Origin of the sequence: Bacteroides sp. AF32-8BH, from assembly GCF_003435205.1 — a bacterium.
GTDB classification, from domain to species: Bacteria; Bacteroidota; Bacteroidia; order Bacteroidales; family Bacteroidaceae; genus Bacteroides; species Bacteroides ovatus.
On the sequence record NZ_QVLZ01000030.1, the window covers coordinates 34,107 to 49,323 of the forward strand.

At 39.3% G+C, this 15,217-nt stretch carries 9 protein-coding genes; 2 read left to right on the top strand and 7 right to left on the bottom strand.

Annotated features, from left to right (window positions below; translation table 11 throughout):
• Window positions 1–21: 21 nt before the first annotated feature.
• Both DWZ47_RS20070 and DWZ47_RS20075 read right to left on the bottom strand, forming a co-directional pair.
• A complete protein-coding gene (locus DWZ47_RS20070; protein ID WP_007571720.1) occupies window positions 22–777 on the bottom strand; it encodes a hypothetical protein in 756 nt (251 codons plus the stop codon).
• A gap of 389 nt (window positions 778–1,166) precedes the next feature.
• On the bottom strand, window positions 1,167–6,092 hold the full coding sequence (locus DWZ47_RS20075; protein ID WP_117514392.1) for a RecQ family ATP-dependent DNA helicase: 4,926 nt from the start codon (window positions 6,090–6,092) through the stop codon (window positions 1,167–1,169).
• 445 nt (window positions 6,093–6,537) lie between these two features.
• On the opposite strand from DWZ47_RS20075, the gene DWZ47_RS20080 reads away from it, so the two are divergent.
• Entirely contained in the window at window positions 6,538–8,184 is a 1,647-nt protein-coding gene (locus DWZ47_RS20080; protein ID WP_117514395.1) for a M64 family metallopeptidase, read from the top strand.
• 175 nt (window positions 8,185–8,359) lie between these two features.
• On the opposite strand, the gene DWZ47_RS20085 is transcribed toward DWZ47_RS20080, so the two are convergent.
• The 5 genes from DWZ47_RS20085 to DWZ47_RS31075 all read right to left on the bottom strand — a co-directional run bounded on the left by DWZ47_RS20085 (window position 8,360) and on the right by DWZ47_RS31075 (window position 13,641).
• Entirely contained in the window at window positions 8,360–10,615 is a 2,256-nt protein-coding gene (locus tag DWZ47_RS20085) for a cation:proton antiporter (RefSeq protein WP_117514397.1), read from the bottom strand.
• Between the two features lie 51 nt (window positions 10,616–10,666).
• Window positions 10,667–11,683, bottom strand: coding sequence for an inorganic phosphate transporter (locus DWZ47_RS20090; protein ID WP_004305685.1), 1,017 nt, complete (start codon window positions 11,681–11,683; stop codon window positions 10,667–10,669).
• A gap of 15 nt (window positions 11,684–11,698) precedes the next feature.
• Complete coding sequence (locus tag DWZ47_RS20095) at window positions 11,699–12,346, bottom strand: DUF47 domain-containing protein (RefSeq protein ID WP_004302161.1); 648 nt, start codon at window positions 12,344–12,346, stop codon at window positions 11,699–11,701.
• Window positions 12,347–12,424: 78 nt separating this feature from the next.
• A complete protein-coding gene (locus DWZ47_RS20100) occupies window positions 12,425–13,060 on the bottom strand; it encodes a DedA family protein (protein ID WP_004305686.1) in 636 nt (211 codons plus the stop codon).
• Window positions 13,061–13,209: 149 nt separating this feature from the next.
• On the bottom strand, window positions 13,210–13,641 hold the full coding sequence (locus DWZ47_RS31075) for a hypothetical protein (protein WP_004305687.1): 432 nt from the start codon (window positions 13,639–13,641) through the stop codon (window positions 13,210–13,212).
• 281 nt (window positions 13,642–13,922) lie between these two features.
• Between DWZ47_RS31075 and DWZ47_RS20115 the strand changes: the two genes are divergently transcribed.
• The gene (locus DWZ47_RS20115) at window positions 13,923–15,182 is read left to right on the top strand and encodes a carboxypeptidase-like regulatory domain-containing protein (RefSeq protein ID WP_117514399.1); all 1,260 of its coding nucleotides are present in this window, start codon (window positions 13,923–13,925) and stop codon (window positions 15,180–15,182) included.
• Window positions 15,183–15,217 lie beyond the last annotated feature (35 nt).

A 15,217-nucleotide genomic window follows, 5' to 3' on the forward strand; every position in this document is an offset into this window, starting at 1 on the left:
ACATGCATAAATTTAATTTTGCTAATGGGTCTGCACATTGTACTTTGCCAAAATATTTTCGTCTATTTCAATCTTATGCCGTCCTGTGGTTGTACGCAGATTCTTTCTAACAGTATCAAATGTGGAATTGGCAAACCACTCTGCAAATGTCGCCATTACAAATGATGTAGTCATATCTCTACCTATATTATATTGAAAAGCGATATTCCAAGCAAAGTTCTTCAACGAGATTTGAGTGAGGGACGTGCGCTTCTTGATATGAATTTCGGTTGCAGAAAGCACTTGACGGTTAATTGCAAAATAGCGGACAGATTCGCATATTTGGTAAATCTCTATTTCCTCCAAATCAAACCGTTTAAATGTATCTCGTGTGTATCTCAGGATAGCATTCAATTTTTCATCTTCTTCTCTTTCTTTTTGCCATTGGTATTGTTGTTGCTCACGTTGGTATTCATAATGAAATAGCTCCAGTCGCTTTTTCTGGACTTCTTCATTGTTTGAGGTAGGTGAATACGCTAAAGGCTGTGTCTTTTTACTCACACACTTTTTGACAGATATTAGCAATGATGGAGGAATTGCATCAACAAGATACCTTGCTAAGATAATGCAAAGATGGTGTAGTAGTTTTTGTATGACATATCCGATGACCATAACTAATGGAATCAAACTCATTCGTATTCCAAGCATATTGCATACTTGAAACGCTATCATTGAAGCTAATAGCACCATAGTAACCTCGATTATCAGAGAGTGAAGTATATCTTGTTTTTGCTTCATACCTATTATTGTTTATTTTCCCTATGCAAAGGTACAATAGATTTTCATAAAAAACGATAGACAAATCGTAGGTGTATTTTTGCAATCACATAGTAATCAGTGATTTTTGAAAGCAAAACCATAACAAGAGAAAATATCCAAGACTATTTGAAAACAAGAGAAAACAGAAATCACACAAAATAGCATAGTTAAACTAAGTTAAAGTTTTCCTGTGGCGGTTTTTCTGCTTTTTCTAAGGCTTAAATATGTAGTAACTGGAGCAAAGTAATCATATCTGTACCAAGCAATATATAATGTATTGATATTCAGTAATGATTATCTTTGAGGAAGTCAAATGATTCCGATAAGGAACTAATTTATAATAAATTAATAAGACAAAAGCGTGCAGCTCAATAAGCTGCACGCTTTTGTACTTTTGTATTTGGGGGATTCATGGTTGTTATCTTACAAAGAACCAAATCTGCTAAAAGAACGGCTGTTTCTGATTCATTTTTTTGTGCATCTTTGGGCTTCCATGCTACAACGAACCGTACAGATGCGGATTTCACCTTATAACCTCTTTCTTCCCACTCTGATAATGTGTCTTGCATTTTTAATGATAACCTTGCTACAGGTTTATTAGTTGATGAACTATACAAAAAGAAATCATTATAATTCAAAGAATCCCCACCTCTTAATGCTAAAACTTCCTGCTTACGTTCTTTGAAGAATCCTAGATAGACATCTTTATGTGAGAGCTGTAGTACGATTTCTTCGGGCATGTCATACTGTCGTTGGTCGACAAAATATCGATCTGTACTTAAACGATTAAAGCAGTCACCGTTCGTATGTATAAACAGCCGGTTTTTCGCACGAGTTATTCCTACATAGTATTTGCGCATCAGATAGGCATCTTTTGAATAATTATCAGATACTAGTATATACACGTCGTCAAACTCTCTACCCTTGGCTTTATGAATGGTTGATACCACTACTTCTGCTCCTGAAACATCACAAAAGTCTTCCACCGATGATTCAAATACAAACTCTTTGAAGTCACAGAGGTATTTTGCTTTGTTGGTTTGTTCAAACTGCTCTACACAACGCTTTACATACGTCAGACTTAGACTACCATCATAAGCAGAAAAGGTTGCATGTTTGGCTTCCTCCCATAATTCTTCTGGAATTAGAGGGGTTTTTGCTCGTTTGTCTATATACCGCAAGAGATACCTTATTTCGGCCATATTCCAGAAGCGCAAACCGTCCATTGACTGTATTAATTTGCTATTTATGCCATGTTTCCGCAAAAGAGCCATCAGGATAACAGCCTCTTCGTTTGTTTGGGTGAGTACACACGAAGTGCCTTTGTCTTTATGTTGAAGTAATTTTTCAACGAGTGGCTGATACATATACTTTGATTGATGGCGTGTTACTTCGACCCAACCCTCTTCTTTTCTCATGGAGATAATTGGCGTACTTTTTATTCTTTTATCAATGGTTCTCAAGAATCCGTTGGCAAAATTCACCGGATGGTGTGCACTGCGGTAATTTTCGGTCATCTCGACAAATTTACTTCCGTTTTCTTGTGTTAGTCGGTACATATAGTCGGAATCAGATCCACGGAATTCATAGATGTTTTGGTCATCATCTCCCACTGCTATCACACGCATTTCTTCGTTGTTGGCCATCAAGGCCCTTAACAGTGCATATTCTTCGACTCCCATATCCTGAGCTTCGTCTATGACCAGTACCGTCTTGCCTATTTTGTTTGGCTCTACTTCTCCTTGACAGATCATTTCGGCTGCTTTTGCAACGACACTTTTTGCATCTTCAAGATTTCCTATCCGCCCCAAAAGGTCGAAACAATAGGAGTGGAATGTCTTTATTTCAATAAAATGGGCTGCATTGCCTATCAACTCCATGAGTCTCTGTTTGAATTCAGTAGCCGCTGCCCTTGAAAACGTCAACATCAGAAGTTGCTCGTGTTTTACGTCTTCAAGTAGCAGAAGTGAGGCAAGTTTGTGAACCAATACTCGTGTTTTCCCGCTGCCTGGTCCGGCTGCAACCACAATGCAACGTGAATCCTTATCGGAAATAATCTCCATTTGACGTTTGGATAGCTGCCCGAACAACTGCTTGTATTTTTGTGGCGTCAAGTTACGTTGTATTTCGCTTACTCTGTCCCCTTTGAAGTATTTTGTAACAAACTTCCTGTAATCCATTTGGAAATAGTCTTGAACATATCGCAGGGCTGTATTGTAATCCCTAACCATCAGATTAGCATATTCGCCCACAATATGTACTTGCTGAATCTTCTGTTTGTAGAATTCGTTGAGCATCCGGTAATCATCCTGCTTGTATCTTGATTTGTTGTCCTTTATTCTTTGGATATTCATGGCGTTATAAAGAACCAGGAAACCGCCTTCAAGTTTTAGCGCACCAATTTTTGATAAGTACAGAAGTGCTTCTTCCACGTCTTCCAATTGAATGTCATCAAGTCCGCCGAAAAGGGATTGGGGGCTTGATTTTATTTGATTCAGAAGTTCTACTACAGAAAATTGGATAGCCTTATTGGGTGAATTTCCCGTTTCCGTATCTGAGGCGATCCTGTATAGCCATTCTATGGCGAAACGACTAATTTCCAATCGTTTTTCAAAACGCTTGATGGTTGATTCCAAGTCTGCCTGACGACTTATTTCTATATTACGAACCGCATCCTCTTTTTTGCGGGTATAGCCCTTGACAGTGAGGAAATAGAGTAGTGTCCGAATATCTTTTTCTTTGGATGTATTGATCCCGTTGTTTACTGCATTGTCATTCAGTTGCTTGCATGATATTCGCAAAGATTCGTCAGGAATATGGTTGAGGATATATTGTTCAAGTTTTGCAAAACGTTCGAGGAGTGTTTGCGACTTTCGTTCCGAGTCACCTGCATCCAGTAAATAAGCAGATATATCTTTGCTGTCTGCCAATATGCCTTCTTGTCGCATTCGTTCCACTACGGATATAACTTCTCTTTTGCTTATTCCCAAAATGTCTGCCAGATAATCAATCCGCGACTCTGCTTCTGAATCTTGGGCTTTGGCAATGTGTTTTTGGGATATCAATGATTTGATGATTCGGACTGCCTTTTCTATTTCGTCGCGGTCGAAGAGCAATGACATTGATATGCGCTTTCTTGCTTCATCCATATTCTTTACCGTGATGCCTGTGGCATATACGTGAGGCACATTATTTCCTCTTATCAAGTATCCACTTTGTTCCAAAGCTGCTAATGCTGTTCGTACACGGGTTTCAATATCAGATACCGAATCGTCCCATCCTGCCTGCCGGGCAATTTCCAATGCAGAACAGCTGACTTTCATACGTTGTCTGGTAAGGTCTTTTATGGCTTTCCATACCTGTTGTATTTCACTGATGCTTAGTTTTGTTTGGTTCAATAGTATAAAATGCTTGTCCAAATCATTGTCACTATAAAGCACATAACAACGCGCGCTGAGGCTGGGATCACGACCGGCTCTACCTGCTTCTTGAACGTAGTTCTCCAGCGAATCGGAAATGTCATAATGTACCACAAGACCGACATCTTTTTTGTCGACTCCCATACCAAATGCAGACGTAGCCACGATGATGTGTACTTGGTCATTCATGAATGCATCTTGGTTGGCAATTTTTTCATCTGATTCCATTTTACCATTGAAAGGTAGTGCCTTATAACCGTCACGAGTCAATTTGGTTGCCAGTTCTTCAGTCCGTTTGGTACGTGATACGTAAATGATTGTCGGACAATTGGATTCAGCCACAAGTTCTCTTAGCTTTAAATATTTATCATTGTCACTATCGGCATGTATGACGGAATAACGCAGATTTGTTCTTGAGGCTGTTGATGCGAATAATTCTAAGTCTAAATTCAATGTTTGTTTGAAATAGTCGCAGATGTCTTGTACTACTTTTTGTTTTGCCGTAGCCGTAAAGCAGGATACGGGTATTGGATTCTTGCATTTTTTCTTTTGCTGGTATTCTCGGATGAATTTACCTATGTAGAGATAGTCAACCCTGAAATCCTGCCCCCATGAAGAAAAGCAATGCGCTTCGTCTATCACAAATCTTACAACGTGGCGTGCTATCAATATTTTCTCGATAGTTTTTGAACGAAGCATTTCGGGAGATATATACAAAAGTGAGGCTTCTCCGTCTTGTACTCTTTGTATGGACAGTGCTCTTGTGATGGGGTCTAACATTCCATTTATGGTCACGGCATCCGTGATGCCTCTGTCGGCAAGGTTGTCTACTTGGTCTTTCATTAGTGACTGTAAGGGGGAGATAACAACCGTAAGCCCGTGTACAGAACGTCCTGCCATGAGTGCTGGTAACTGGAAGGTAAGTGATTTGCCTCCACCAGTAGGAAATATCGCCAACAACGATTTGCCTTTTACCGCAGCTTGAGCTGCTTGTTCTTGCAGTGGCTCGCCTTCGTATGTTCGAAAGCGTTCATATCCGAAAAATACTTTTAAGTTATGAAGCACGTCCAGTTGCGTATTGCAGTAGTCACAGCCTTCCCGGCAACTGGTGTGGCGCAGGAGTTTTACAATAAATTCCACTTCCGGATAATTGTAAAGTACCCATCCGGGAGTGATGGAACGATAATCAGTAGTATCAATTAGAGCCAATGCGTATGCCAATCCGCATGGATATTGTTCGATGAGCATGTCAAGGTCAGCATGTTGGCAAATCTTTCCTGCATACAGTTTTTTTATAAGTTTAGGTATTCCTTCATTGATATACTCCGCATTCATTATGCGGAGAAATCCCTCAAACTCTTTTTTGCCCTTTAGTAGCGATGCGAATAGTATGCGCTTTTCTTTCGGCAATGAATTCCAGCATGCTATTTCGTCCAGTAACAAGTCGTTTGCTTTCTTGCAATCGTTCACCGGATTGTTCATCTGTTCACTAATCAGTTTGTCATCTTTCACAAGCCTATGGTAAGGGCGTTCCGGGAACAATAAAGGCGAGACATAAAGTGTATCAACTAAAATCCAGCGGCATGTTTTATCCGTGAACAGATATTTGGCATCATGATGAATGATATTGTGACCGCAGATGTAGTCTATATCACAAAGAAAACTAAACAATTCATCTTTGGAAGTTTTATGGAATGTCGTGCCATCATGTAGGAGTGCCCCTATATCATGGATTTTATGATCTTTCAAGCCAACTTCAACATCTACTATGGCATAGTTTGGGGCACTAAATGGTACAGATGTAATTTTATTACCGATGGCATTGTTTCTGTCCTCAGTTTTCTTGATTCCTATAAGTTTGCTCCATATTGACATATATTCAATATAATAAATTGTTTTATAATTTGAATTTATTATGTATCTACATGGTTTTCTTATTATTGTTCGAGTACAATAACTCAATATCACATACAAAGGTAAGGATAAAACCGAAGAATCTGTTAAAATAACCGCTTTCTTTTGATTTTTATGCGTTTACATCCCGTTGTTTATGAATATCATATTTTTGTGGGCAAGAACTGTTGTTGCCTGTGAATGCTTATTTTCGGATTTGCGTTATATTTGCAACACATGTACGCAAGTCGCTAATAGATATATCATGTTGATTTTGAAGAGGTGAAATAAAATTGCTGAATGACTATTATTCTATATCGGAAAGTTCAAAAAAAAGTCCGTACGTCTTTTTTTTAGGGCGATTTGTCGAATAAATTTTCTGGTAATGAAAATGTAGTTTATCTTTGGTATAACAAAATAACATGTAATGGGTATGAGAACAATTTATCTTCTATTATTTCCCTTGTTTTTGTTTTTTATAGTATCCTGTACTGAAGATGAAGTAGATCCTAACTTCTCGATAGAGAATGTCGGAGATGTCGTGATGGGTTCGGCTAAAGGTTCGCAGGTAACAATCAGTTTTACGAGTACCCGTGAATGGAAGGCGAGTACAGTTGCGGATTGGTTTACAATCGCTCCGGTTTCGGGAGAAGCGGGTACGTGCAATATTACGCTTACTGCTATCAGTGAGAATATAACAGGAAATGTACGTACAGCAACACTTACATTAACTTCTGGGACATTGACGCAAGACATTACCATAGAGCAGGAATCGGCAGAATTTGTGAATCTTGAGCAGAATATATATAATGTATCTGTTGAAGGTGGGGAATTGGATATTAGATTCTCTACGAATATAGCTGAAGATGAATTGTTGATTTATGGTTCTTTGGGTACTGGCACTTGGCTGACACAGGAGACAAAAACTCGTGCATCCTCTTCCTACATGCTTAACCTGACTGTATTGCCTAATACTGATGGTGTTTCCCGTACTGCCTATATCTACTTTGTGAAAGTAACTGATATGGAATCAATCGTAGTAGAGATGGTTACTATCATACAAAGGGGGGAAGTGGCTAGTGAATCTACTGATTATTCGTCAGATAAAAAAGTACGTGTTCTGCAAACAGCAAAGTTGGGAAAAGGGCTTCCTATTGTGCTTATGGGCGATGGATTTATAGATACTGAAATTAACGATGGAACTTATGATGCGGTTATGGACAAAGCTTTTGAGAATCTTTTTACGGAAGAACCCATTAAGTCACTTCGAGATTATTTTAATGTATATGCAGTAACTGCGGTTTCGAAACACAATATTTTTGGTACAGGATATGAAACAGCGCTTGGTTGTGAACTGGCGGGTGGAAACAGTACGGGGATTTCCGGTGAAGATAATGCTGTACAACGTTATGTACAATGCGTGGATAATATAGATATGAGTGAAACATTGGCTGTTGTAATTCTAAATTCTCCTGCGTATGCAGGAACTACTTATTTTGGTTATACTAATCAGACGAAAGTGGTTGAGTTTGCTATTGCTTATTGCCCGGTGATATACGATTTGCAAAGTGAAAGTTTCAGGCAGGTACTTGTACACGAGGCTGTTGGACATGGTTTTGCCAAATTAGAAGATGAGTATGCTTATCAGGAAAATGGGACTATTTCTTCTAAAGAAATAAAAAATGTACAGTATCTGCAGACATTAGGATGGGCGCAGAATGTTGATTTTACATCCGATCCATCTCAGGTACTTTGGTCTGCTTTCTTGAATGATAATCGGTATGTGTCAGAAAAACTGGGAGTATTTGAAGGGGCATGTACTTATATAAAAGGGGCGTATCGTCCTTCAGAAGAGAGTATGATGAATAGTAATACCGAGGGGTTTAATGCTCCTTCCCGTAAAGCGATATATGATAAAATAATGGAAAGAAGTTTGGGTAAACAAATGTCTTATGAGGAGTTTGCCGTATTTGATTTGCAGAATAAATCACAAACGCGCAGTGCTAAACCAACTATAGGACCAAGTAAGCCATTCACGCGTCCTCACTTTGTAAATAGAATGTTAGATAAGTAAAGCAGATGAGGCTGAACTTCAAGTTTAGTTTTGAGTTCAGCCTCATCTGGACTTTATATGTAACGTATTTATTTTGAATCAGAACTTTATTGCAGTATACAGCCTGTACAAAAACATTAAAGCTGTTGTATTGGGTGTACTTTACTTTTGTATTCCATTCTGGCTTAGATACAAATTACGTTAAGTACAGTATTTCTCTAATCTTTTCCCGGTTGCCTACAATCCAGACGAGATCTCCTAATTGGAAAGTTGTGTCTTTATCCAAGGTAATCAGTTCGTCATTTCGTTCAATAGCTACAACAATGCTATCATGCTTCTCTCCTAAATGAGACTGAGCGATGGTCTGATTTAAAAAGCGGAATTCTTCGTCTACCGTGAAAGAGTGGAGAGTTATCTTTTTATCCACTGCATCCATATCTGATGTATTTTTTACATCTTCTATTCTATTTCTGAATTCCTGCAATTGCGTATCTGTACCAACTACTGTCAATTTATCCTGCGGATAGATGTGTTCAGAGCTTTTCGGTATATATATGTTCAGATCGCCACGAGTGATCGCGACGACATTTACTCCAAAATTTTGCCTGAATGAAAGTTCTCCTAAAGACTTGCCGATGTAATCGGAATAAGGCGATACGAGGATAGATGTCAAGTCAAGGTCTTTATCATTGAATTCGCTATTGAAACTTGTTTTTAGCGGGTGCCGTTTTTTAGCTACCTCTTCCCGTCGGTTAAGATTGGCAAGGAATCTTGTTTCCAATCGTGAATATTGCGTGAGGTCTTCCCTAAGAATAAGAATCAATGCTACTACGGCTATGGCAATAATCACACTTATTCCCCAGTTTAGTTTAAAGTAGCTGATGACTACACTAGTGATAAAGAAAAGAGCAACAGATACACGTCCCAGAACCAGGGAAACCAGGCGTCCGTGATTGTAATTCTCGTCTCTCCATAGCTTCAGGAATAATTCCGAAGAGTTGTATTTGTTGGAGATGAGCGCCCATAAAAAAGGAGTCATAAGCAGAAGAGTACCCAGACACATCACCAGTTTGATCCATATAGTGATAGGAGTAAACATTTCGCTGATGACGGGATAAATGATTTGTATCGACAGCAGCCAAATAGCAGTGAGCAGTACGCTATAGATGACAACTCTCCCAATCATGTTTTTTAGTAATTTCTTCCAGTCACTATCGTGGTTCATGGTCTTCTTGCCGGAAGCATAACGATCTAATGTCTCCTGTACTTTAGTAGGCAATATTTTGTAAAGCCATTCGGCAAAAGGATTGGCTAAACGGATAAAGTAAGGAGTCGTGAAAGTGGTAATAACAGATACAGCCACAATGATAGGTGAAATAAACGGATCAAGCACTTTGAGCGAAACACCCAGTCCGGCAATAATGAAAGCAAACTCTCCGATTTGTGCCAGGCTGAATCCGGATTTGATGGAAGTGTTCAGTGGTTCTCCGGATAAGAGTACGCCAAACGAAGAGAAAATGGCTTTGCCGATAATGGTAACCAGTGTAATGATGATGACAGGCCAGGCGTATTCTACCAATACAGTCGGATTCACCAGCATACCGACCGAAACGAAAAAGATAGCTCCGAAGAGATCTTTTACCGGTTGTATGATATGTTCGATATGTTCGGCCTCGATGGTTTCGGCAAGGATAGATCCCATGATAAATGCTCCTAGCGCTGTTGAAAAACCTGTGTAAGTAGCCAATACCACCATTCCCAGACAAAGACCGAGAGAGACAATCAGAAGAGTTTCGTTATTCATCAACTTCTTTGCTTTTTTGAGAAAGGCCGGAATAACGAAGATACCTATGAGAAACCACAGGATTAAAAAGAAAACGACCTTGAGCACACTTATCAGCAAATCTTCACCCACAAAGTCTTGACTCACTGCCATTGTGGAAAGAAGCACCATCATTAAGATAGCAATCAGGTCTTCCACTACCAGAGTACCGAATACGATACCGGTAAAACGTTGGTTACGCAATTCCAGATCATTGAAGGCTTTGATAATGATTGTAGTGGACGACATAGACAACATTCCCCCCAGGAAAATGGAATTCATTGTGCCCCATCCTAATAATTGTCCCACCAAATATCCAATGAGCAACATACTGATTACTTCGGTGATAGCCGTTATAAAAGCTGTGGAACCTACATTCATGAGCTTCTTAAAACTAAACTCCAGTCCGAGTGCAAAGAGCAGGAATATAACACCTATTTCTGCCCATATATTGATATTCTCAATATCTCCTACTGTAGGGAAAATATTAATATAAGGACCTGCCAGCAATCCGGCAATAATGTAACCTAAGACTAAAGGCTGTTTTAGCCATTTGAACAACAAGGTTATGATACTGGCCGATATTAATATCAGCGCAAGGTCGGCAATCAAAGTTGGCAAGTGTGACATTAGATGTGGGTTTATTTATTATAACATTCCTGATAGATAATATGTTTCCATCTATAAAAAGATGGAAACAATATAATAAATAGCTGCAGCTAAGAGTCCACTGACTGGAATTGTAAGAATCCAGGCAGTCATGAGGCTTTTGGTTACTCCCCAACGAACGGCAGAGAGGCGTTTAGTTGCACCTACTCCAATAATCGCTCCTGTGATAGTATGTGTAGTACTAACGGGGATTTTCAACATTTCCGTAATGTAGAGAGTGAAAGCACCTGCTGTTTCGGCAATCACTCCTTCCAATGGGGTTACTTTGGTAATTTTTGTTCCCATTGTTTTCACTATTTTCCAGCCACCGGACATCGTACCGAGTGAAATTGCTGTGAAGCACGAAAAAGCAACCCAGTCGGGAAGGTCATTGATGCTGTTGATACCCATGCCCAATCCCATTGAATGGCCGGCTATCATGGCAGCGGCAATAATACCCATTACTTTCTGTGAATCGTTCAAGCCATGTCCGACGCTGAAGAGGGCGGAGGATACGAGTTGCAACCTCTTGAACCATTGCTCGGCTGTGTGGGGATGTGCGCGTCGGCAGATGTAGAGGACAAACAGAGTGAAACCGAAAGCAATGACCATTCCGATAAAAGGAGCCAGAAAGATAAAGGCTGCAATTTTAAGAATGATGTTAAGCTGAATTGCTTCAAATCCGTTTGCCATAATGGCAGCTCCTGCAAAACCTCCAATAAGGGTGTGTGAGGAAGAAGACGGAATCCCTTTCCACCAGGTAACCAGGTTCCAGGTGATAGCCGCTATAACTCCTGCTAATATAATGGGCAGGGTGATATATTGCTCTACCACAGTCTTGGATACTGTATTGGCGATACCGAATCCACCTATTATATATTTGGCAATGAAAAAGGCTACGAAATTGAAGAAAGCAGCCCATATTACAGCTTGAAAGGGAGTAAGCACCCTGGTAGATACGATGGTAGCTATTGAGTTTGCTGCATCGTGAAAGCCGTTGATATAATCGAATATCAGAGCCAGAATGATGATAGTCACTAATAATTCCATGTGTTCCGGCTTGCTTTATGCGTACTTTACAATCAGATTTTTGAGAATCTTGCCTACATGCTCTGCGGCATCGGTCGTTTTTTCCAGTTCATGCATGATCTCCTTTATTTTGATAAGTTCAATGCAATCCTTTTCCTCTTCGAAAAGTTTGGTGATAAAGAATTCATATACATCATCCGCCTGGTTCTCGATTTCATGCAGTTTGGAACAGTATTCACGGAGAAGAGTCGGTTTCTTACGGAATGTTTCGAGTTCGTCCATGGCTTTGCATATATAGATCGCTTCCTCCTGAATCAAACGGCTCAACTCTTTGCCATTCTCTGAAATAGGACGGGGATTGTAAATAGAGATTCGTTTGGCACAACTGTTTATTCCGTCAATGACGTCATCCATGCAGGAAGCTAAGTCATGAATATCTTCGCGGTCGAAAGGAGTGATAAAGGTAGTACCTAATTCATCAAAAATCAGGTGTGTCAGTCTGTCGCCTTCCCGTTCTAGGTCTTTGATTTTTTTGTAGTAGTCCGAACGTTCTGTAGGTGAGTCATGTTGCAAGCTTTCTATTAAAACAACTGATGCTTCGCAGAGCACTTCTGATAGCTGTTTCAGTAAAGGGAAAAATTTGGGCTCCTTTGGAGTAAACTGGCTAAAAAAAGAATTTTTCATAAGTGTAAAAACTTTAAATTGTTTTTTCTTCTCTATTTATATTAGTAACAAATGAATACAGATTATAGTTTGCTGTTTTTAAGATTTTAGTTTGGCACGTACTACCTCTATAATGGCAGGCAATACAGAGATAAATATGATGGCTACAATCAGTAACTTCAGGTTTTCCTGCACAAACGGAAGGTCGCCGAAGAAATAACCAGCATAACAGAATACGGCAACCCAGAGCGCACCACCAACTAAATTATACATCATAAAATAGTAGTAATTCATCTTTCCCATTCCTGCTACGAAAGGTGCAAATGTGCGTACTATCGGGACAAATCTGGCTAGAATAATTGTTTTCCCACCATACTTTTTATAGAACTCGTGTGTTTTCTCCAGATAACTTTGTTTGAATATCCTGGAGTTGGGGTTATTAAACAGCTTTCGGCCGAAGAAATGTCCTATCATGTAATTGCAGGAATCGCCTAATACGGCAGCAGCGAATAAGATAATGACAAGTATATGCACGCTGATGGGCATATCGGGTAATGCTGAAATGGCTCCTGCAACGAAGAGTAAAGAATCACCGGGAAGAAAAGGAGTGACCACTAATCCGGTTTCACAGAAGATGATAAAAAACAAGATGGCGTATGTCCAGGCATGATAATCACGCACAATCATCACCATATATTGATCGATATGAAGTATAAAATCCAATAAAAAGTCCATTTTATATACTTTGGTTATTATTGTAATGAAAGAATGTTATAGGCTTCCAGACCATAGTGAATTCTTTTTTCACTCAAATGGTGGAGGCAAACAGAAAGTGGGGCATAAAAGACTTGAATTGTCCTATGCCGAAAAAAGATATAAAATGGCTAAATGAGTATGTGTCCTAATGAATAGATATGATATCTATCGGAATATTTAAAAAGATTGGTATAATATGAAAAACCTGTCCATTGATTTTTAGGAAGTTGAATCTTTAGCGAGCTTAGTATGCGGATAGTGACAGAAGGAATATTGAATCTTAGTATTTTTAAGGGAGAGAGGTGGCGGAAGGAAAATGGATTTAAAACGCCGTTATCGTTATTGTAATTTTGCTTTCCGGCGTATTCTTTTGTCTTGACTAGTTTCTGTTCTTGATCCAGTTGTATAATGCTAGCTTTAGAGGTATATGAATAGGAATAGGTTTGTATGCCGTTACTACCGGCTTCTAACCGGTATGCCTCTTGTGCTTCGTTGGAAATCAGATGGAATCCCCAACACAGAAATACGCCTAATAGTATACAAAATATGTACTTCATCATAACGACCGCAAAGGTAGAAACTATTTTTATATGAAATACATATTCACAAGCATAATTAACAATTATATCAGTGATTACCGGGAATTATTCTTTGAAGTTGCTTATCGTAAATTTCATCGGAGTATATGTTATCCCATTGGTACATTGTTTCTTATTAATTCCCGGATATAACATTGGAATATGATTTCTTTTTCTTTTTTTTGTAAAAGCTGTAGGGTATTTCCAGTCTGAGCGCTCTTATAAATAGAAACGTAATTTATTTACCTTTAAAAAGCATCAGTATGAAGAATGTAGAAAAACACTTGGTTGGATGGCTGTCAGTTTGTTTGCTGCTTTGTAGCTTTCCTGTGTGGGCGCAAGGAGATGCCGGAGATTATCTAACAATCGTTGGCATGGTGAAAGACAAGCAAAATAAAAAAGCTCTGGAGAACGTAAATGTATCTGTACATGGCAGTAATATCGGCACTGTGACGAATGCGGAAGGAGAATTTGCTTTGAAAATCAAAAAAACAGAAGCGCTGCGCGAACTGGAGATTTCACATATAGGTTATGTAAATAATCATATCTCTCTGGAGAAAGAAACACCCTCTAAGTTGACGGTTTGGCTGACACCTCATGCCAACCTGCTGAATGAAGTGGTGGTGTTTGCTGAAAATCCACGTATGATTGTAGAGAAGGCAATCAGTAAGATTCCTCTAAATTATAGTGATAAGCGTGATATGCTGACGGGATTTTATCGGGAGACTGTACAGAAAGGGCGTCGGTATATCGGTATATCGGAGGCTGTGATCGATGTGTCCAAAACAGCCTACACTAATAGAAATACTAATTATGACAAAGTAAGGGTGGTGAAGGGACGTCGCCTGCTTAGCCAGAAAGCGAGTGATACATTAGCTGTCAAGGTTGTTGGCGGCCCTAACTTGAGCATCACTTTGGATGTTGTGAAGAACAAGGGAGCATTACTCGATATGGAAGAATTGAATAATTATGAGTTCTGGATGGCGGAATCCATGCTTATAGATAACCGTATGCAGTATGTTATTAATTTCCGCCCGAAGGTAATCCTTATGTATGCTCTCTTGTATGGCAAATTATATATCGATCGTGAATGCTTGTCATTTACCCGTATAGAGATGAGTCTGGACATGCAGGATAAATCGAAGGCAACCACTGCCATTCTATATAAAAAGCCTCTCGGTTTAAGATTCAAGCCGCAAGAGCTGTCCTACCTGGTCACTTATAAAGATGTGGATGGAAAAACTTATCTGAATTACATTAGCAACACAATCCGTTTCAAATGTGACTGGAAGAAGAAACTGTTTTCCACAAACTATACAGTAGCTTCCGAAATGGTCGTGACCGACAAGAGAGAAGGAATGTTGGAGACTATTCCCAACAAAGAAGCCTTCAGCTTGAATCAAATATTCTATGATAAAGTAGACGAATATTGGAGTCCGGACTTTTGGGGAAACTACAATATCATCGAACCTACGGAATCTTTGGAGCACGCAGTGGATAAATTAAAAAAGCAATCGAATTGAAACAGGGATAGTTTTCTTATATTTGAGGTCAATCA

What these genes read in the sequence shown, in the direction of transcription:
- DWZ47_RS20070 (WP_007571720.1), bottom strand. Translation starts at nt 777, where the DNA reads ATGAAGCAAAAACAAGATATACTTCACTCTCTGATAATCGAGGTTACT.
- DWZ47_RS20075 (WP_117514392.1), bottom strand. Translation starts at nt 6,092, where the DNA reads ATGTCAATATGGAGCAAACTTATAGGAATCAAGAAAACTGAGGACAGA.
- DWZ47_RS20080 (WP_117514395.1), top strand. Translation starts at nt 6,538, where the DNA reads ATGGGTATGAGAACAATTTATCTTCTATTATTTCCCTTGTTTTTGTTT.
- DWZ47_RS20085 (WP_117514397.1), bottom strand. Translation starts at nt 10,615, where the DNA reads ATGTCACACTTGCCAACTTTGATTGCCGACCTTGCGCTGATATTAATA.
- DWZ47_RS20090 (WP_004305685.1), bottom strand. Translation starts at nt 11,683, where the DNA reads ATGGAATTATTAGTGACTATCATCATTCTGGCTCTGATATTCGATTAT.
- DWZ47_RS20095 (WP_004302161.1), bottom strand. Translation starts at nt 12,346, where the DNA reads ATGAAAAATTCTTTTTTTAGCCAGTTTACTCCAAAGGAGCCCAAATTT.
- DWZ47_RS20100 (WP_004305686.1), bottom strand. Translation starts at nt 13,060, where the DNA reads ATGGACTTTTTATTGGATTTTATACTTCATATCGATCAATATATGGTG.
- DWZ47_RS31075 (WP_004305687.1), bottom strand. Translation starts at nt 13,641, where the DNA reads ATGATGAAGTACATATTTTGTATACTATTAGGCGTATTTCTGTGTTGG.
- DWZ47_RS20115 (WP_117514399.1), top strand. Translation starts at nt 13,923, where the DNA reads ATGAAGAATGTAGAAAAACACTTGGTTGGATGGCTGTCAGTTTGTTTG.